The 16,208-nt window shown below is 56.1% G+C and carries 21 protein-coding genes; 12 read left to right on the plus strand and 9 right to left on the minus strand.

Translation table 11 applies throughout. The annotated features are described in order from the left end of the window. Positions 1 to 23: 23 nt before the first annotated feature. From ACQUTI_RS08435 to ACQUTI_RS08450, 4 genes are all read right to left on the minus strand, one after another. Complete coding sequence (locus ACQUTI_RS08435) at positions 24 to 911, minus strand: manganese catalase family protein (protein WP_004140512.1); 888 nt, start codon at positions 909 to 911, stop codon at positions 24 to 26. A 16-nt stretch (positions 912 to 927) separates the two neighbouring features. Beyond that, positions 928 to 1,434: a ferritin-like domain-containing protein gene (locus ACQUTI_RS08440; RefSeq protein ID WP_004203713.1), complete on the minus strand. Its 507-nt coding sequence runs from the start codon at positions 1,432 to 1,434 to the stop codon at positions 928 to 930. 26 nt (positions 1,435 to 1,460) lie between these two features. Next, a complete protein-coding gene (locus ACQUTI_RS08445; protein WP_008807707.1) occupies positions 1,461 to 1,955 on the minus strand; it encodes a ferritin-like domain-containing protein in 495 nt (164 codons plus the stop codon). Positions 1,956 to 2,045: 90 nt separating this feature from the next. Beyond that, positions 2,046 to 2,231 (minus strand): general stress protein, encoded by a 186-nt coding sequence (locus ACQUTI_RS08450; RefSeq protein WP_004150795.1) that lies wholly within the window; start codon positions 2,229 to 2,231, stop codon positions 2,046 to 2,048. Between the two features lie 629 nt (positions 2,232 to 2,860). Here ACQUTI_RS08450 and ACQUTI_RS08455 point away from each other — a divergent pair. Next, positions 2,861 to 4,054: a zinc-dependent alcohol dehydrogenase gene (locus tag ACQUTI_RS08455; RefSeq protein WP_428923239.1), complete on the plus strand. Its 1,194-nt coding sequence runs from the start codon at positions 2,861 to 2,863 to the stop codon at positions 4,052 to 4,054. A gap of 111 nt (positions 4,055 to 4,165) precedes the next feature. Continuing rightward, the gene (locus ACQUTI_RS08460; RefSeq protein ID WP_004203710.1) at positions 4,166 to 4,393 is read left to right on the plus strand and encodes a DUF1272 domain-containing protein; all 228 of its coding nucleotides are present in this window, start codon (positions 4,166 to 4,168) and stop codon (positions 4,391 to 4,393) included. A gap of 54 nt (positions 4,394 to 4,447) precedes the next feature. On the opposite strand, the gene ACQUTI_RS08465 is transcribed toward ACQUTI_RS08460, so the two are convergent. After that, positions 4,448 to 4,993: a cysteine hydrolase family protein gene (locus tag ACQUTI_RS08465; RefSeq protein WP_048294493.1), complete on the minus strand. Its 546-nt coding sequence runs from the start codon at positions 4,991 to 4,993 to the stop codon at positions 4,448 to 4,450. A 318-nt stretch (positions 4,994 to 5,311) separates the two neighbouring features. Here ACQUTI_RS08465 and ACQUTI_RS08470 point away from each other — a divergent pair, with 318 nt between their 5' ends. Beyond that, entirely contained in the window at positions 5,312 to 5,785 is a 474-nt protein-coding gene (locus ACQUTI_RS08470; RefSeq protein ID WP_087771623.1) for an OsmC family protein, read from the plus strand. 117 nt (positions 5,786 to 5,902) lie between these two features. On the opposite strand, the gene ACQUTI_RS08475 is transcribed toward ACQUTI_RS08470, so the two are convergent. Further along, positions 5,903 to 6,484 carry a TetR/AcrR family transcriptional regulator gene (locus ACQUTI_RS08475; RefSeq protein WP_025368242.1) on the minus strand — a complete coding sequence of 194 codons (582 nt, stop codon included), beginning with the start codon at positions 6,482 to 6,484 and terminating at the stop codon, positions 5,903 to 5,905. A 133-nt stretch (positions 6,485 to 6,617) separates the two neighbouring features. On the opposite strand from ACQUTI_RS08475, the gene ACQUTI_RS08480 reads away from it, so the two are divergent. From ACQUTI_RS08480 to ACQUTI_RS08495, 4 genes are all read left to right on the plus strand, one after another. Continuing rightward, positions 6,618 to 7,049, plus strand: coding sequence for a VOC family protein (locus tag ACQUTI_RS08480; protein WP_023339918.1), 432 nt, complete (start codon positions 6,618 to 6,620; stop codon positions 7,047 to 7,049). Positions 7,050 to 7,303: 254 nt separating this feature from the next. Next, positions 7,304 to 7,615: an antibiotic biosynthesis monooxygenase family protein gene (locus ACQUTI_RS08485; protein ID WP_048294492.1), complete on the plus strand. Its 312-nt coding sequence runs from the start codon at positions 7,304 to 7,306 to the stop codon at positions 7,613 to 7,615. Positions 7,616 to 7,619: 4 nt separating this feature from the next. After that, complete coding sequence (locus ACQUTI_RS08490) at positions 7,620 to 8,012, plus strand: amino acid-binding protein (protein WP_012542152.1); 393 nt, start codon at positions 7,620 to 7,622, stop codon at positions 8,010 to 8,012. Further along, positions 8,009 to 8,722 (plus strand): ArsR/SmtB family transcription factor, encoded by a 714-nt coding sequence (locus ACQUTI_RS08495; RefSeq protein ID WP_048294491.1) that lies wholly within the window; start codon positions 8,009 to 8,011, stop codon positions 8,720 to 8,722. The genes ACQUTI_RS08490 and ACQUTI_RS08495 overlap by 4 nt, the downstream gene beginning before the upstream one ends. A 272-nt stretch (positions 8,723 to 8,994) precedes the next feature. On the opposite strand, the gene icd is transcribed toward ACQUTI_RS08495, so the two are convergent. Further along, positions 8,995 to 10,245: an NADP-dependent isocitrate dehydrogenase gene (gene icd / locus ACQUTI_RS08500; RefSeq protein ID WP_004150800.1), complete on the minus strand. Its 1,251-nt coding sequence runs from the start codon at positions 10,243 to 10,245 to the stop codon at positions 8,995 to 8,997. A gap of 240 nt (positions 10,246 to 10,485) precedes the next feature. Here icd and rluE point away from each other — a divergent pair, with 240 nt between their 5' ends. Genes rluE through purB form a run of 5 tightly spaced genes read left to right on the plus strand, consistent with a single transcriptional unit; the run spans position 10,486 to position 14,844 of the window. After that, positions 10,486 to 11,136, plus strand: coding sequence for a 23S rRNA pseudouridine(2457) synthase RluE (gene rluE, locus ACQUTI_RS08505; RefSeq protein WP_004206640.1), 651 nt, complete (start codon positions 10,486 to 10,488; stop codon positions 11,134 to 11,136). A 16-nt stretch (positions 11,137 to 11,152) separates the two neighbouring features. Next, entirely contained in the window at positions 11,153 to 11,611 is a 459-nt protein-coding gene (locus ACQUTI_RS08510; RefSeq protein WP_004206639.1) for an NUDIX hydrolase, read from the plus strand. Between the two features lie 56 nt (positions 11,612 to 11,667). Then, positions 11,668 to 12,774 (plus strand): tRNA 2-thiouridine(34) synthase MnmA, encoded by a 1,107-nt coding sequence (gene mnmA, locus ACQUTI_RS08515; protein WP_064177984.1) that lies wholly within the window; start codon positions 11,668 to 11,670, stop codon positions 12,772 to 12,774. 54 nt (positions 12,775 to 12,828) lie between these two features. Beyond that, positions 12,829 to 13,470, plus strand: a complete 642-nt coding sequence (gene hflD / locus ACQUTI_RS08520) for a high frequency lysogenization protein HflD (RefSeq protein WP_004140557.1) — start codon at positions 12,829 to 12,831, stop codon at positions 13,468 to 13,470. A 3-nt stretch (positions 13,471 to 13,473) separates the two neighbouring features. Then, positions 13,474 to 14,844 carry an adenylosuccinate lyase gene (gene purB / locus ACQUTI_RS08525; protein WP_065877888.1) on the plus strand — a complete coding sequence of 457 codons (1,371 nt, stop codon included), beginning with the start codon at positions 13,474 to 13,476 and terminating at the stop codon, positions 14,842 to 14,844. 54 nt (positions 14,845 to 14,898) lie between these two features. Here the strand turns inward: purB and ACQUTI_RS08530 are convergent, their stop codons facing one another. Next, entirely contained in the window at positions 14,899 to 15,261 is a 363-nt protein-coding gene (locus ACQUTI_RS08530) for a cupin domain-containing protein (protein ID WP_012542212.1), read from the minus strand. Positions 15,262 to 15,344: 83 nt separating this feature from the next. Next, the gene (locus tag ACQUTI_RS08535; protein WP_004206637.1) at positions 15,345 to 16,151 is read right to left on the minus strand and encodes an AraC family transcriptional regulator; all 807 of its coding nucleotides are present in this window, start codon (positions 16,149 to 16,151) and stop codon (positions 15,345 to 15,347) included. Positions 16,152 to 16,208 lie beyond the last annotated feature (57 nt).

Below are 16,208 nucleotides of genomic sequence, written 5' to 3' on the forward strand. Positions count from 1 at the left end.
CGCAGCCGGGGCTTATGCGAACATCACTTAGCCGATGATGAGGTGTTTTGCTTACCGGCGCCGAGTTCGGCGCCGGTCAAAGGATCACCCTGCGGGTCAGACTGTGTTCGCTTCAGCATCGCTTTGCACAGCGCTTCCTGCTCCGGCGTCAGGCCGACAGAGGCGCTGCCATCTCCGCCATCCACGGCCGGCTGCGGATCCTTGACATAATCGAAGTGTTTGTCACTGTTCCAGCTGCCGCGTACTTCTCCACCTTCAGACATATTGTAGTAGGTGTTCGCGTACTCGCTAATGGGCGGCAGTTTGCCCGGCGGATAGTTATTACGAATCGACTGCAGCGCTTTCTCAAAAGAGAGCTGATGCGCCGCTTCGCGAGTCATCAGGAACGCCAGCGCGTCCTTCACGCCGGGATCGTCGGTCACGTTGATCAGCCGTTCATAGACGATCTTCGCCCTCGCCTCCGCCGCGACGTTCGATCGCAGGTCTGCGGTGGGTTCGCCGATAGTATCAATGTAGGCCGCTGTCCACGGCACGCCCGCCGAGTTGGTCAGCGGAGTACCGCCGCCGTAGAGCAGCGACGTAATATGGCTGTCGTTGCCGTTGGCGGTGAGCGAACGATAGAGTTCCGCCTCGCTCTCGGTGCCCTCCGCCAGCGCCCCTTTGGCGCCTTTATTTAGCATGCCGACCAGGGTGCCAATGATCTCCAGATGGCTTAGCTCCTCTGTCGCGATATCCATCAGCATGTCTTTACGGCCGGGATCGTCATCGCTTAATCCCTGAGTGAAATAACGACACGCGGCGGCCAGCTCGCCCTGAGGGCCGCCAAACTGTTCGAGCAGTAAATTCGCGAGCCCCGGGTTGGGTTCAGCAACGCGCACGGTATACTGCAGTTGTTTCACATGACGAAACATAGGCCTGCCTCCTGGGTTATTTTTTCGCTTCTACGCCGTCAGCATCTGAACGCAGGAGAAACTGCTCCGTGGTCTGAGGAATATGTTTGATCAGCCAGTCGGCCATTTCCCGCTCTTCCGCCAGGATGGCCTCAATGGCTGGGATGGAGGCGGTATCGCCCGCTTTTTCAGCGGCCGCCAGCAGAGAGGTATAGCAGGCGATCTCAAACTGCTCGAAAACGTACCCGCTGATCGAGCCTTTGACGATTTCATCGGAAGGAAACATTCCGCCAATGGACTGGCCAAGAGCCGCCATTTTACTCATCGAATCTTTAATCACCGAGCGCGAAATGTCGTTGCGGTCGAGGATCTCTTCCAGCACGGTAATTTGCCGTTTGGTCTCATTAATATGCTGTTCGATTCTGGCACGGAGATCCGGATAATTATCGATACGGCCAGCCATTGATTCCAGCATGGATTCTGCCTGTTTTTCCATGGCATGCGCATCTCGTAGCCAGTCATGATAATGTTCAATGTGATTCATCGTGATTTCCTCGTGTCAGGGAGCGTTTATTTTTCCGCTTTTTTATTAATATTACCTACCGCCAGGTCGGTTAATTTAACATCGGTTTGCTTTTCTTCTTCCAGGGTTTCGGCCAGCAGTTTGACCGCTTTTTTATAACCCAACTGTTCCGCCAGGGTAACCAGGGTACCGTAACTGGCAATTTCGTAATGCTCGACCTTTTGCGCAGCGGCAATTAACGCGGCATCGCGTACCTCATTTTTTTCCGTGCTCTCAACGACTTCATTGGCCTCTTCGATCAATCCTTCCATGGCCACGCATTTCATGCGTTTGATTTTCAGACCAGATTCCTGCTCAATAATCTGGTCGATACGTTCAATCTGGCCCTGGGTTTCTTCAAGATGAGCATTGAACGCCGCGCTGAGTTTTTCACTGGACGCCGCTCTGGCCAGTTTTGCCAGCCCGCGGGTTAATTGTTTCTCTGCGCTGTAGGTATCTGAGAGCAGGTGAATAAATACATCTTCAATGCTTTTCATATTCATAGAAATACCTTCTGGAGTCAGAAAATAACTGCGAGTCTGTGACAGACTCGCAGGAGATACTTTCACTTCAGGGTGCAAGGAAAAGGATAATCAGGAATTATCGGACTTGCGGCCACCGCCGTGGCTGTTTTGTCCGCCTTTTTTACCCGCTTCAGACGCACGCTGCGGATCATTTTTAAAGTTCCCGCCGCTGTGCTGACCACCTTTACGACCTGCTTCAGAAGCTTTTTCACGGTCTTCAGCAAAATTTCCGGAACCACCACGATGCTCTGCCATATTTCACCTCATGTATATCGGTTATGTCAGTACGATACGAAAATATTCCGTATCACTCGTCGTTCGATATTTAAATCTAGCGGGTAATGCTGGTTAGTCAAATTATTATCCCGTGTTTTTGATGCCTTTTAGGAGTAATTCGGAATAATTCTACAAAACACATCAAAAATAACCAGACGGTACATTCCCGCTAACTTACTGTGTTCAGGGAAATAATGCACACAGAGCACCACTGTGGCAAAGAATTATTTATACCGGCGGAGTACTCCTGTTGGGTTATATAACGAAGCGGCAGTAACGCCCTTAGTCTGGTTGAAATTCAGATTTTTTCTTTTTTTAAGGCAAAAAAAAGCCGCTGGGGAAGCGGCTGGAAAATAAAACGGAGCGAATATCATGCCCGATTAAGCCTGGCATACATAAGGGGAATAGGCAAATAACCTCAAATAACCTCAACAAACCAGCCGCTAAATAAGCGAAGCGTGGAATACATTCACTGAGTGGAATATCACGCAGTTCCATTATAAGTACTCTACGCTTTATTTTTACTGTGGTTTATCGGCGGCAATAACGTTAGGTCACAATGCCTTTTCGCCTGCTGCTATCAGCCATTCTCTCCAGGAGAAGACTTTATGAAAGCACTCACTTATCATGGCCCCCATCATGTCAGCGTCGACACCATGCCCGGCCCGGCCCTTGAGGCGCCGGACGATATTATTCTGCGCGTCACGGCGACGGCGATCTGCGGTTCCGATCTGCACCTTTACCGCGGTAAGATCCCCGGCACGCACCATGGTGATATTTTCGGCCATGAATTTATGGGGGAAGTGGTGGAAGCCGGTTCCGAGGTCACCGCGGTTCGTAAAGGTGATCGGGTGGTTATCCCGTTTGTCATCGCCTGCGGAGACTGCTTCTTTTGTCGCCTGCAGCAATATGCCGCCTGCGAAAGCACCAATAGCGGCCAGGGGGCGACGCTCAACCGAAAAGGCATTTCGCCACCGGCGGCCCTGTTCGGCTACAGCGATTTGTACGGCGGGATCCCCGGCGGCCAGGCGGAATATGTGCGCGTTCCCAAAGCCAATACCGGACCGTTTAAAGTGCCAGACACCTTACCCGATGAAAAGGTGCTGTTTCTGTCAGATATTCTGCCTACCGCCTGGCAGGCGGTAAAAAACGCCGAGGTCAAACCCGGCAGCAGCGTGGCTATTTTTGGCGCCGGCCCGGTTGGCCTGCTGTGTGCCTCCTGCGCCAGGCTCAATGGCGCAGAGCAGATATTTATCATCGATCATAACGATTACCGACTCGACTTCGCGCAGCGGCGCTATGGCGCGATCCCGATAAACTTCGACCACCATGACGATCCGGCGCAGTGGATTATCGACAACACCGCCGGCCATCGCGGCGTCGATGCGGTGATTGACGCCGTCGGCTTCGAGGCGAAAGGCAGCCTTACGGAAACCGTCCTCAGCACCCTGAAAATCGAGGGCAGCAGCGGGAAAGCGCTGCGCCAGTGCATCGCTGCCGTGCGCCGCGGCGGCATCGTCAGCGTGCCCGGGGTTTACGCCGGTTTCATTCACGGATTTATGTTTGGCGATGCCTTTGATAAGGGGCTGACCTTCAGAATGGGGCAAACCCACGTCCATGCCTGGTTGCCGGATCTACTGGCGCTTATTGAGCAAGGGTTGCTCACCCCGGAGGAGATTGTCACTCACCATATGCCTCTGGAGGAGGCCGCGCGCGGCTATCAGATCTTTGAGAAACGTGAAGAGGCATGCCGCAAAGTGATCCTCGTGCCGGGGATGCAGCCCGGAAAGGCAACGCTTTGAGGCGGAGATTAACGCAGCGAAATCCCTCGGAGGCCAGTCTGCGCCGTGCTATAAAAACAGCATGCGCTGGCCGGCCGTCGCTGATACAGCCGTTAACCACAGGGGAAGGAAATGCTCGAGTTACGCCCGAATTGCGAATGCTGTGATAAAGATCTGCCGCCAGACTCACGCGAAGCGTTTATCTGTTCGTTCGAGTGCACCTTTTGCCAGGACTGCATGACGGCGCGGCTTAACGGCCATTGCCCGAACTGCGGCGGCGAACTGGTGCGGCGCCCTGTGCGTCCCGAAGAGGCGCTCCGGCGCCACCCCGCCTCCACCCTGCGTCGCCATGGGCAGTAAAACCGGATGAGCAGGCGTAGCGAAAGGGAGCCCTCGGGCTCCCTTTCTTCATCCTTATTTCGCTGCCGAAAAGCGCCACTCTGCGGCGGTCGACAGCGTCACAAATGGCCCGGCAAGGGTGACATTGTGATGGCCAATGATGTCAGGCGCTGATAAACGTTCGTTATCCATGGTTGAGTGCGCATCTGAGATCAGCACCGTCCGTAATCCCAGCGCCGATGCCGCTCGGCAGGTCGTGTCCACGCAGAATTCGGTTTTCATCCCGGCAATAACCAGCTGTTTTACGCCGGCCTGAGCGAGCTGATGCGCAAGGTCAGTTTGCTGGAAACAGGAAGGGTACTTTTTAATAAAGACGATATCCCGCTCGCCGTTAACACCCATCTCAGGCAGCAGTTGAGTTAATGGACTTTGCGCGGAGAACGGAGAGTCGTCAGCTCCGGTATGGCGGGCAAAGAAGACGGGCACCTCAGCCTGTCTCGCTTTTTCAATCAGCAGGCAAACGTTCGCCAGAAGCGCATCGGCCTGATACGGGGAAACCGGGCCACGGAAAAGCCCCTGCTGCATATCGATAATTAACAGGGCATGCTCAGATGAAATCATGATGGGTCTCCATTCAGTCTGTCACGAACGGAGAGGTCTCTCCCCGTCCACATTGGCGGGGAGTGAGGATCTGTTTGTCAGGAGCCGGTCACAGATACGCCCACACCACCGCAGGTTACGGTCGTGGTGGTGACGGTGGTGGTTGGCTGCACTGACGTAATCATTATCTGACCTTCACTTATTCCTTACAGATAAAACATAAGCGCCATTAAAACGGCTCTTTTCTTATAGCATTGAGCAGATACGGATGGCAATTTATGCGCGATCAACGCAGCCGCCAGCACATAAATCCCCCCTCCACAGAGAAAAGGCAAATCTATGCAACATGCTTATACCAGCAATATCACATGGACCGGCAATCAGGGCACGGGTACCTCGGGTTACAAGGCTTATGCCCGGACCTGGGATATCGCGGTAAAGGGAAAAGAACCCATTCATTGTTCAAATGATCCATTACTGGGCGGCGATCCCGGCAAAATGAACCCGGAAGATCTCCTGCTCTCTTCTCTCTCTGCCTGTCACATGCTGTGGTACTTACATCTGGCCTCAGATGCCGGCATTACGGTCATGGAATATCAGGACTCGCCGGTGGCAACGGGTGAAGTATTTAAAGGGGGCGCGGGTCGCTTTATTTCTGCCACCCTCAGGCCGAAAATCACCGTATTACCAGGAACCGATCTCGACGCCGCCACGGCCATTCATCAGCAGATCCATCACGTCTGTTTTATCGCCCGATCGGTCAATTTCCCGGTCAGTTACCAGCCTGAATTTATTATTTTTAACGCAGAGTAACGCGTTTCTGGGACGGTAATTCGGCGCGCAGGCGCTGTGCCGCACGGACAGATCAGATGGCTCCGCGCGGCAACAGCCACGTAGTGCCATCCATCGGTCTGTCAGCGCCCGGGTTAATCAGGAAGCATGCGAGGCCTTGCCGGTGGATGCCGCTAAGGCTGACAAAACCTGGGTATGGGCATAGCGTAATACTGATTTTATCTCGTCGGCAGAGATATCTGCCAGGCCAAACCCACGGAGCAAAAAAGCGCCTTCCACGGCAAGAAACGCGTGGCGCACGGCAACGTACTCCCCGCTCACCGAACGAAGCGGATCGAGGAGTGATCGGTAAAGACTTCGGACGGGTTCCAGCATGCCGGGAGCATGAACGAGCGCGGTGATAAGAAACGCCGCCATTTGGGTGGAGACGTCCTCTTCCGCCAAAGCCTCTTCGATATGCGCGAGTACGAGTTCGATCGGTCCCACCGGAGCGGCAGGAAGACGCTGCCGGACTGCCTCCTGAAAACGGGCCACTTCACGCTCCAGGACAGCGTGAATCAGACCGTCCTTGGAAGAAAAGGTATATACCAGGCCACCCTTGCTTATGCCGGCACGCTCGGCGACGGCATCCAGGGTGAATAATCGGCCACCCGACTCAAGAATCAGGCTTTCCGCGGCATCCAACACCTTTTCTTTATCGATCTCTTTTTTACGCGTCACAACTTCCCCTTGTCTTTTTCGACTGATCAGTCGCATAATATTTTCGACTAGCCAGTCAGATTAGCACTGCGACCCGGTAGCAACAAGATTGCTACTGCATTTTTCCACAACAACATATTTATAAGGCAATGAAATGGAAGAATTTGTACCATCTGCAGCCATCGCACATTTTGTCATGAAGGTGAAAGACGTTGAGTCGAGTTATGCCTTCTACCAGGGCCTGGGACTACGCGGTATCGACAAATTTCCGGAAATGGCAATCATTGAGCTTCGCGGCGGCACCCATCTCCTGTTAGCCGCGAAAGACGATCCCATGGCGGGTGCGCTTCACGCCAGCCGCGTTGGCCAGCGTCCTGATTTTATTAGCGAAAAGATTGATCTGATGATCGCCGGACACACCAGAGCCGATCTCGAAAAATATCGTGCCGAATTAATGGCTAACGGCTACTCCCCTGCGGATATTGCCGAAGCACCGCTGTATGGGCATGATTACTTCTCAATGCTGGATCCTGATGGCCATGGCGTGAGCGTCTATACCAGCCACTGTGGCGATAAGCCAGTGTGAGATAACGCCGGGTGGTGATGGCCCTCCTGTCCTGCTTCCCGCCTGTCGCCATCGTCCGCCCTGCCGTAGCTTACTGCAGCCTGACGCTCGTTAGCCCTGCGCCAGAGGCCGGTCTGATGTTGAAAAAGGCGTATCGGGTAGTGGTACCCACCGTCAGACCGTTTTTTTTCCTAACAGGCATATTTCGCTACAGACCGAAGCATCCTGCTCGGGCCGTCAGTAGACTGCGGGGAAATTCACCACGGAGCAGACTGATGATTGCAGTACTTTTCGAGGCCGACGCCTTACCAGAAGCACAGGAAAGATATTTACAGCTTGCGGCCGGGCTGACGCCTTTGCTTTCAGACACGCCGGGGTTTATTGCCATTGAGCGCTTTCAGAGCCTGAATTCGCCCGGCAAAATCCTCTCGCTATCCTGGTGGGAAGATGAAGCATCGGTGGCCAACTGGCAGCAAAATGAGCGGCATCTGGCTGCCCAGCGCGAAGGCAAAGCATCGATTTTTTCATACTACAGAATACGCGTTGCCCGCGTGTTCCGGGATTACGCATCGGATCGAGGAGCGTAGCCAGATGTATGACATTCACGTGATTCTCAGCAACACGCCGGGCTCGCTTGGCGCAATGGGTATGGCGCTGGGTAACAACGGCGTGGGGCTCGAAGGCGGTGGCGTATTCACCACGCCTGATGCCGGACATGCGCATTTTCTGGTGGAAGACGGTGAGAAAGCCCGCAGGGTACTGACCGAGGCCGGTTTTGCCGTCAGCAGTGTATGCCGTCCTCTGATCAGAAAGTTACCTCAGGAACGACCAGGGGAACTGGGCGACATCGCAGACACCCTTGCCCGCAATGGCATTAATATTCTGGTACAGTACAGCGACCACCGTAACCGGCTCATTCTCATTACCGATGATGACACCCGGGCAGCGGAAGTGACCAAAAAATGGGCCATACTTTCTGAATGAATCTCCTGAAAACGCAGCAAGACAGTGAGCCAGAGGCGGCACTGGAAACCGCGATGGCGATGGTGGCCTCCGCCCTCTCTGACCCGTCAAGGGTCAGTATTCTCTGCGCGCTGATGGATGGGCGCGCATGGACGGCAACCGAACTCAGTACGGTTGCCGAGGTGTCTGCCTCCACCACCAGCGGGCATCTTGCCCGACTGCTCAGCAACGGGCTGGTGGTGTGTCTCGCGCAGGGGCGTCACCGCTATTACCGCCTGGCGGGCGCGCATATCGCCGCGCTACTGGAAAACCTGATGGGCGTCTCAATGCAGTCGCATAAGGCGCTGGCCACCAGCACGCCGGTGACACTTCGCTACGCTCGCACCTGCTACGACCATCTGGCGGGCGAACTGGCGGTGAAGATTTATGAGTTTATGCTGCGGGAAAAATGGCTGGCGGCCGATGGGCAGTCCCTGACGTCAGCCGGTAAAACCCAGCTTGAAAGCCTGGGCGCGGTACTTAACGCTCGCCCGCGACGTAAGCCTTGTTGCCCCTGTCTTGACTGGAGCGAAAGACGTTTTCATCTGGGAGGCGACGCCGGTTCGGCGGTGATGGCGCTGTTTGAGCAGAAAGGATGGATAACCCGCGCGCCGGGATATCGGGAAGTGCAAGTGACGGATAGCGGCAGAGCGGCGCTGTCCCGGCTGTTTAATCTGAAGGTGGGTGGATAGCCTGAGTTTAGGCTACATCGCATTTTCGCCGAACGGCACCGGTTTAAGCCGGTCGGGCCATCAGTAAGACCCCTGGCGTTCAATCCATACCCACTTGCGATCTCGCGGTAAACTGAGCTAGCCCTGTTGTAAGCGCATGGCTTTGATGGACATTGTGTTGCGGGAAATCGACCATGCTACCGCGCAGCGAGTGTCCGGCAAAATAACGGCCTGAATGCGATAAAAAAACGGGAGCCCATCGGCTCCCGCTCTTACTTAATCCACCAGCGGGATTACATGTTCGCGATAATCGCGTCGCCAAACTCTGAACATTTCAGCAGTTTAGCGCCTTCCATCAGACGTTCGAAGTCATAAGTCACGGTCTTGGCGGCGATAGCGCCTTCCATGCCTTTGACGATCAGGTCTGCGGCTTCGAACCACTGCATATGGCGCAGCATCATCTCTGCGGACAGGATGATGGAGCCCGGGTTCACTTTGTCCTGGCCAGCATACTTCGGCGCAGTACCGTGAGTCGCTTCGAACAGCGCGCACTCGTCGCCGATATTGGCGCCCGGGGCGATACCGATACCGCCAACCTGTGCCGCCAGCGCGTCAGAGATGTAGTCGCCGTTGAGGTTCATACAGGCGATAACGTCGTATTCCGCAGGACGCAGCAGGATCTGCTGCAGGAAGGCGTCGGCGATCACGTCTTTTACCACGATCTCTTTACCGGTGTTCGGGTTCTTGATTTTCACCCACGGGCCGCCGTCGATCAGCTCGCCGCCGAACTCTTCGCGAGCCAGCTGGTAGCCCCAGTCTTTGAACGCGCCTTCGGTGAACTTCATAATGTTGCCTTTGTGCACCAGAGTGACGGAATCACGATCGTTGGTGATCGCATACTCAATGGCTGCACGAACCAGACGTTTGGTGCCTTCTTCAGAGCACGGCTTGATGCCGATGCCGCAATGTTCCGGGAAGCGAATTTTCTTCACGCCCATCTCATCGCGCAGGAATTTGATCACTTTGTCTGCTTCAGCAGAGTCGGCTTTCCACTCGATGCCTGCATAGATATCTTCGGAGTTTTCACGGAAGATAACCATGTCGGTCAGTTCCGGGTGCTTAACCGGGCTCGGGGTGCCCTGGTAGTAACGTACCGGACGCAGGCAGACGTAGAGATCCAGCTCCTGGCGCAGCGCCACGTTCAGGGAACGAATGCCGCCGCCGACTGGGGTAGTCAGAGGACCTTTGATAGCAACGCGGTAGTCACGAATCAGATCGAGGGTTTCAGCTGGCAGCCAGACATCCTGGCCATAGACGTGTGTCGATTTCTCACCGGTGTAAACTTCCATCCAGGAAATTTTACGCTCGCCCTTATAGGCTTTCTCAACGGCGGCATCAACCACTTTCAGCATCGCTGGGGTAACGTCAACGCCGATACCGTCACCTTCAATGAACGGGATAATCGGATTGTGAGGGACGTTCAGTTTGCCGTTTTGCAGGGTGATTTTTTGACCTTCCGCCGGAACTACTACTTTGCTTTCCATTAACCTCTCCTTCGAGCGCTTCTGGTTCTGCTCTTCCCTCTTCACGCGAGCCTGGTGTTGGCTGAGTCGGCCAGCTTCGGAGTACCGGGTCATCCCGCTAACCGGAGCTATCGCGTCCGTGTCGCCTTCCTGCCTGTAGTGCGAATCGGTTTGAGCAATTTTTTGTTAATAATTTGTAATGAGCATGTCAATACTACCTGAATGTTTGCGTCCATGAAAGGCATTCGTAATTAGGCTATAATGCGGCAATTGATAGAGCCTGAAAATACCATGCAGAAAACTTCATTTAGAAAACATCGCGTTGAGCGATTCAGCACACAACAAGTCACCAGACAACGTAAAGAACGCCAGCCAAAAACTGTGATCTTGTTCAATAAACCCTATGATGTGTTGCCGCAATTTACCGACGAGGCCGGGCGCAGCACGCTGAAAGATTTTATTCCGGTGGCGGGCGTCTATGCTGCCGGTCGGCTCGATCGCGACAGCGAAGGCCTGCTGGTGCTGACCAACGACGGCGCGCTGCAGGCGAAGCTGACCCAGCCGGGTAAGCGCACCGGCAAGATCTACTATGTTCAGGTGGAAGGCGAACCCACGCCCGAGGCGCTGACCGCCTTGCGCGACGGCGTCACCCTCAACGACGGCCCCACCCTGCCTGCCGACGTAGAACTTGTGGAGGAACCCGTCTGGCTGTGGCCGCGCAACCCGCCGATTCGTGAGCGCAAATCGATTCCCACCCGCTGGCTGAAAATTACGCTCTACGAGGGACGCAACCGCCAGGTGCGCCGGATGACCGCCCACGTCGGCTTCCCCACCCTGCGTCTGATCCGCTACGCCATGGGCGGCTATACACTCGACGGACTGGCCAATGGCGACTGGCGCAAAGCCGAATAACTGAAAAGGAAAAGCGATGTTTAAACCTCATGTCACCGTTGCCTGCGTGGTTCACGCCCAGGATAAATTTCTCATCGTCGAAGAAACCATTAACGGCAAAGCGCTGTGGAACCAGCCGGCGGGCCATCTCGAGGCCAATGAAACGCTGCTGCAGGCCGCTGAACGTGAACTGTGGGAAGAGACCGGCATTCGCGCCACGCCGCAGCACTTCATCCGTATGCATCAGTGGCTGGCTCCCGATAACACCCCGTTTCTGCGCTTCCTGTTCGCTATCGAACTTAGCGATCCGTGCGCCACTGAACCGCACGACAGCGATATCGATCGCTGCCTGTGGCTCAGTGCTGAGGAAATTCTTAACGCGCCAAACCTGCGCTCGCCGCTGGTTGCCGAAAGCATTCGCTGCTACCTGCAGGACCCGCGGCAGCCGCTGTCGCTGATTGGCGCCTTTAACTGGCCGTTCACAGGGGGTGAATGAACGGTGAGCGCGTGCTAGAATACGCCGCCTCGAAGTTCAATGTAGCGAGTATTTCCATGTCAGAAAGCCAGAAAAAAGTGATCGTCGGCATGTCCGGCGGCGTCGACTCCTCGGTCTCCGCGTACCTGTTGCTGCAGCAAGGGTATAAGGTGGAAGGCCTGTTCATGAAGAACTGGGAGGAAGACGACGGCGAGGAATACTGCACCGCCGCCGCCGACCTTGCCGATGCGCAAGCGGTCTGCGATAAGCTGGGCATTGAACTGCACACCGTTAACTTTGCCGCCGAATATTGGGATAACGTCTTTGAGCTCTTCCTGGAAGAGTACAAAGCCGGCCGCACGCCGAACCCGGATATTCTGTGCAATAAAGAGATCAAATTTAAAGCCTTCCTCGAGTTTGCTGCCGAAGACCTCGGCGCCGACTACATCGCCACCGGGCACTATGTGCGCCGCGCCGATGTCGACGGTAAAAGCCAGCTGCTGCGCGGCCTCGACGGCAATAAAGATCAGAGCTACTTCCTTTATACCCTCAGCCACGAGCAGATTGCCCAGAGCCTGTTCCCGGTGGGTGAACTGGAAAAACCGCAGGTGCGTAAGATCGCCGAAGAGCTGGATCTGGTCACCGCGAAGAAAAAAGATTCCACCGGCATCTGCTTTATCGGCGAGCGTAAATTCCGCGATTTCCTTGGCCGTTACCTGCCGGCGCAGCCGGGCAAAATCCTCACCGTCGACGGCGAGGAGATCGGTACCCATCAGGGGCTGATGTACCACACCCTGGGCCAGCGTAAAGGGCTGGGTATCGGCGGCACCAAAGAGGGTAGCGAAGATCCATGGTACGTGGTCGATAAAGACGTTGAGAATAATATTCTTATCGTCGCCCAGGGCCATGACCACCCGCGCCTGATGTCCGTCGGTCTGATTGCCCAACAGCTGCACTGGGTAAACCGTGAACCGCTGCAGGGCACCCTGCGCTGCACGGTGAAAACCCGCTATCGCCAGACCGATATCCCCTGCACCGTTACCGCGCTGGATGAAGACCGTATCGAAGTCCGCTTCGATGAGCCGGTCGCGGCGGTGACACCGGGCCAGTCCGCGGTATTCTATTTGGGTGAAGTGTGTCTCGGCGGCGGAATTATTGAACAACGACTGCCTCTGCAGTCCTGAACGCGCGTTATTTCCGCCGGGACGAACCGCCCCGGCGGCTGACAAGGAGTATGTGTGGCGAAGAATTACTATGACATCACCCTGGCGCTGGCTGGCGTTTGCCAGGCGGCGCGACTGGTTCAGCAACTGGCGCATCAGGGACATTGCGACAGCGATGCCCTGCATGTGTCGCTGAACAGCATCATCGACCTCGATCCCGAGTCGACGCTGGCGGTGTTCGGTGGCAGTGAAGCCAATCTTCGCCTCGGCCTTGAAACGCTGCTCGGGGTGCTCAATACCAGCAGCCGTCAGGGCCTCAATGCGGAACTCACCCGCTATACCCTGAGCCTGATGGTGCTGGAGCGCAAGCTCGCCGCCAGTAAAGGGGCGATGGACACGCTCGGCAACCGCATCGCCGGCCTGCATCGTCAGCTGGAGCACTTTGACCTGCAGTCCGAAACGCTGCTCAGCGCCATGGCGGGCATCTATGTCGATGTGATAAGCCCGCTGGGCCCGCGTATTCAGGTGACCGGCTCCCCTGCCGTGCTGCAAAGCCCGCAGGTGCAGGCGAAAGTTCGCTCAGCGCTGCTTGCGGGTATTCGCGCCGCGGTGCTCTGGCATCAGGTGGGCGGCGGACGTCTCCAGCTTATGTTTTCCCGTAATCGTCTGGTTAACCAGGCAAAGCAAATTCTTGCTCATTTAACCCCGGAGTTGTGATCTATGGAATTATCCTCACTGACCGCCGTTTCCCCTGTAGACGGCCGCTACGGCGATAAAGTCAGCGCGCTGCGCGGTATCTTCAGCGAATTCGGTTTGCTGAAATTCCGCGTTCAGGTGGAAGTACGTTGGCTGCAAAAACTGGCCGCCCACGCAGCGATCAAGGAAGTTCCTGCTTTTGCTGCCGACGCAAACGGTTTCCTTGACAAAATCGTCGCCGATTTCAGCGTCGAAGACGCCGAGCGCATCAAAACCATCGAGCGCACCACTAATCACGATGTGAAAGCGGTAGAGTACTTTCTGAAAGAGAAAGTCGCTGACATCGCCGAACTGCACGCCGTGTCGGAGTTTATTCACTTCGCCTGTACGTCCGAAGACATCAATAACCTCTCCCACGCGCTGATGCTGAAAACCGCCCGCGACGAAGTGGTTCTGCCTTACTGGCGCAAACTGATTGACGCGGTAAAAGATCTGGCGACCCAGTACCGCGATGTGCCGCTGCTCTCCCGTACCCACGGCCAGCCAGCGACACCGTCCACCATGGGTAAAGAGATGGCCAACGTCGCCTACCGTATGGAGCGCCAGTACCGTCAGCTGAACCAGGTGGAAATCCTTGGTAAAATCAACGGCGCGGTGGGTAACTACAACGCCCACATCGCCGCTTACCCGGAAGTCGACTGGCATCAGTTCAGCGAAGAGTTTGTTACTTCGCTGGGCATTCAGTGGAACCCGTACACCACGCAGATCGAGCCGCATGACTATATCGCTGAGCTGTTTGACTGCATCGCGCGCTTTAACACCATTCTGATCGACTTCAATCGCGACGTGTGGGGCTACATCGCGCTCAACCACTTCAAACAGAAGACCATCGCCGGGGAAATCGGCTCCTCCACCATGCCGCACAAGGTGAACCCGATTGACTTCGAAAACTCCGAAGGCAACCTCGGCCTGGCCAATGCGGTCATGCAGCACCTGGCCAGCAAACTGCCGGTTTCCCGCTGGCAGCGCGACCTGACCGACTCCACCGTTCTGCGTAACCTCGGCGTGGGCATCGGCTATGCGCTGATCGCCTATCAGTCCACCCTCAAAGGGATCAGCAAGCTGGAGCTGAACCAGGATCGCCTGCTGGACGAACTGGATCACAACTGGGAAGTACTGGCTGAGCCGATCCAGACCGTGATGCGTCGTTACGGTATCGAAAAACCGTACGAGAAGCTGAAAGAGCTGACCCGCGGCAAACGCGTGGACGCGGAAGGGATGAAGCAGTTTATTGACAGCCTCGCCCTGCCGGAAGAGGAAAAAGTGCGTCTCAAAGCGATGACCCCGGCCAACTATATCGGTCGGGCAACCACCATGGTTGACGAGCTGAAGTAATCGCCCTGCCCCTCTTTCCGCCGGAAAGAGGGGCGTTTTATCGCCGGAAAGCGATCAGATCCAAACGTCGTTCACTGCCGTCCGCTCGCCGCCCTCGTGGCCGGTATTTAACACCCCGCGCGGTTCAATCAGCATCAGCTTCGCTTCCGTCTCCGCCGAGGTCTTATGTTCCACCCCTCGCGGCACGACGATCATCTCCCCGGCCTTCACCAGCACATGTCCGTCGCGGAAGTCCACGCGCAATACCCCCTCCACCACCATCAGCGTCTCATCGGTTTCCGGGTGGCTGTGCCAGATAAAGTCGCCGGCGATGCGCACGATCTTGAACTGATAGTCATTCATTTCGGCCACCACTTTGGGCTGCCATTGTTCGCTGAACAGGGAAAATTTCTGAGCAAGATTAACGAGTTGATACATAGGCTGTCTCCTTGTGATAAAGGCAGTCAGCATAGTTCGCCTCGCCGCGTTGACGCTTGAACGATTGTGCAACCTGCGCCGCCTTAGCCGCGGATCGCCCGCAGCCAGCGCCCCGGAGAGAGGCCAAAGCGGCTGATAAACTGGCGCGTCATGTGGCTCTGGTCGGCAAACCCCGCGTCAGCGGCAATATCCACCAGACGCTCCCCGGCGCGCATCCGCTGGCGACAAAAATCGAGCCGGCGCATCATGACGTAGCGCCACGGGCTGGTGCCGTACAGCGTTCTGAAATCACGGCTCAGGCTCCAGCGGTCCCGGCCGCTGACCTGCGACAGGGTGTCGAGGGTCATATCCTGCATAAAACAGGCATGGATATACTCCCGGGCCCTCTCCGCCGCCTGATAATCAAACGCCTGGCGACGGGAACGCTGCCCGCCGACCACGGCCAGGGTCTGCGCCAGGTCGTACAGGGCGTCTTCTTCCTCCAGCGGCTCGAAGGTATCCGTGACCGCTTTCAACAGCGGCTGCACGGCGCGACCTAGCCGTGGATCCGCCGACAGGCCGCCGGGGATAAACGGCAATGGCCTGCCGCCGAGTATCTTCTGGATCAGCGCTGGCTCAATGTAGACCATGCGGTAGTGAAACCCCGCCTCGGTGCCCGCCTCGCCATCGTGTATTTCGTCCGGGTGAAGGACCATCGTCCCGCCGGGCAGACTGTGCTGTAGCCCGCCGCGATAATGAAAGCTCTGCACGCCAGCGATCGTCTGGCCGATGGCGTAGGTGTCATGCCGGTGCGGCTCGTAGCCGTGGCCGCCGAAGAAGGCTTCGATGCGCTCCGTCCGGCTGGGCGATTGCGCCAGCCTGACCCAATCCGCGCTCTGCTGCTGAGACATAATGAATAACCTGCGGCGTTCTTGAGGGAGGATTCCAGCACTATTACACAAAAAATT

Origin of the sequence: Klebsiella sp. 7-CIP_Kleb., from assembly GCF_050378655.1 — a bacterium.
GTDB classification, from domain to species: domain Bacteria; phylum Pseudomonadota; class Gammaproteobacteria; order Enterobacterales; family Enterobacteriaceae; genus Klebsiella; species Klebsiella quasipneumoniae.

What these genes read in the sequence shown, in the direction of transcription:
- ACQUTI_RS08465 (WP_048294493.1), bottom strand. Translation starts at nt 4,993, where the DNA reads ATGATTTCATCTGAGCATGCCCTGTTAATTATCGATATGCAGCAGGGG.
- ACQUTI_RS08535 (WP_004206637.1), bottom strand. Translation starts at nt 16,151, where the DNA reads ATGTCTCAGCAGCAGAGCGCGGATTGGGTCAGGCTGGCGCAATCGCCC.
- ACQUTI_RS08450 (WP_004150795.1), bottom strand. Translation starts at nt 2,231, where the DNA reads ATGGCAGAGCATCGTGGTGGTTCCGGAAATTTTGCTGAAGACCGTGAA.
- mnmA (WP_064177984.1), top strand. Translation starts at nt 11,668, where the DNA reads ATGTCAGAAAGCCAGAAAAAAGTGATCGTCGGCATGTCCGGCGGCGTC.
- ACQUTI_RS08530 (WP_012542212.1), bottom strand. Translation starts at nt 15,261, where the DNA reads ATGTATCAACTCGTTAATCTTGCTCAGAAATTTTCCCTGTTCAGCGAA.
- ACQUTI_RS08490 (WP_012542152.1), top strand. Translation starts at nt 7,620, where the DNA reads ATGTATGACATTCACGTGATTCTCAGCAACACGCCGGGCTCGCTTGGC.
- purB (WP_065877888.1), top strand. Translation starts at nt 13,474, where the DNA reads ATGGAATTATCCTCACTGACCGCCGTTTCCCCTGTAGACGGCCGCTAC.
- ACQUTI_RS08495 (WP_048294491.1), top strand. Translation starts at nt 8,009, where the DNA reads ATGAATCTCCTGAAAACGCAGCAAGACAGTGAGCCAGAGGCGGCACTG.
- ACQUTI_RS08440 (WP_004203713.1), bottom strand. Translation starts at nt 1,434, where the DNA reads ATGAATCACATTGAACATTATCATGACTGGCTACGAGATGCGCATGCC.
- rluE (WP_004206640.1), top strand. Translation starts at nt 10,486, where the DNA reads ATGCGGCAATTGATAGAGCCTGAAAATACCATGCAGAAAACTTCATTT.
- ACQUTI_RS08510 (WP_004206639.1), top strand. Translation starts at nt 11,153, where the DNA reads ATGTTTAAACCTCATGTCACCGTTGCCTGCGTGGTTCACGCCCAGGAT.
- ACQUTI_RS08460 (WP_004203710.1), top strand. Translation starts at nt 4,166, where the DNA reads ATGCTCGAGTTACGCCCGAATTGCGAATGCTGTGATAAAGATCTGCCG.
- ACQUTI_RS08445 (WP_008807707.1), bottom strand. Translation starts at nt 1,955, where the DNA reads ATGAATATGAAAAGCATTGAAGATGTATTTATTCACCTGCTCTCAGAT.
- ACQUTI_RS08435 (WP_004140512.1), bottom strand. Translation starts at nt 911, where the DNA reads ATGTTTCGTCATGTGAAACAACTGCAGTATACCGTGCGCGTTGCTGAA.
- ACQUTI_RS08455 (WP_428923239.1), top strand. Translation starts at nt 2,861, where the DNA reads ATGAAAGCACTCACTTATCATGGCCCCCATCATGTCAGCGTCGACACC.
- ACQUTI_RS08485 (WP_048294492.1), top strand. Translation starts at nt 7,304, where the DNA reads ATGATTGCAGTACTTTTCGAGGCCGACGCCTTACCAGAAGCACAGGAA.
- icd (WP_004150800.1), bottom strand. Translation starts at nt 10,245, where the DNA reads ATGGAAAGCAAAGTAGTAGTTCCGGCGGAAGGTCAAAAAATCACCCTG.
- ACQUTI_RS08470 (WP_087771623.1), top strand. Translation starts at nt 5,312, where the DNA reads ATGCAACATGCTTATACCAGCAATATCACATGGACCGGCAATCAGGGC.
- ACQUTI_RS08480 (WP_023339918.1), top strand. Translation starts at nt 6,618, where the DNA reads ATGGAAGAATTTGTACCATCTGCAGCCATCGCACATTTTGTCATGAAG.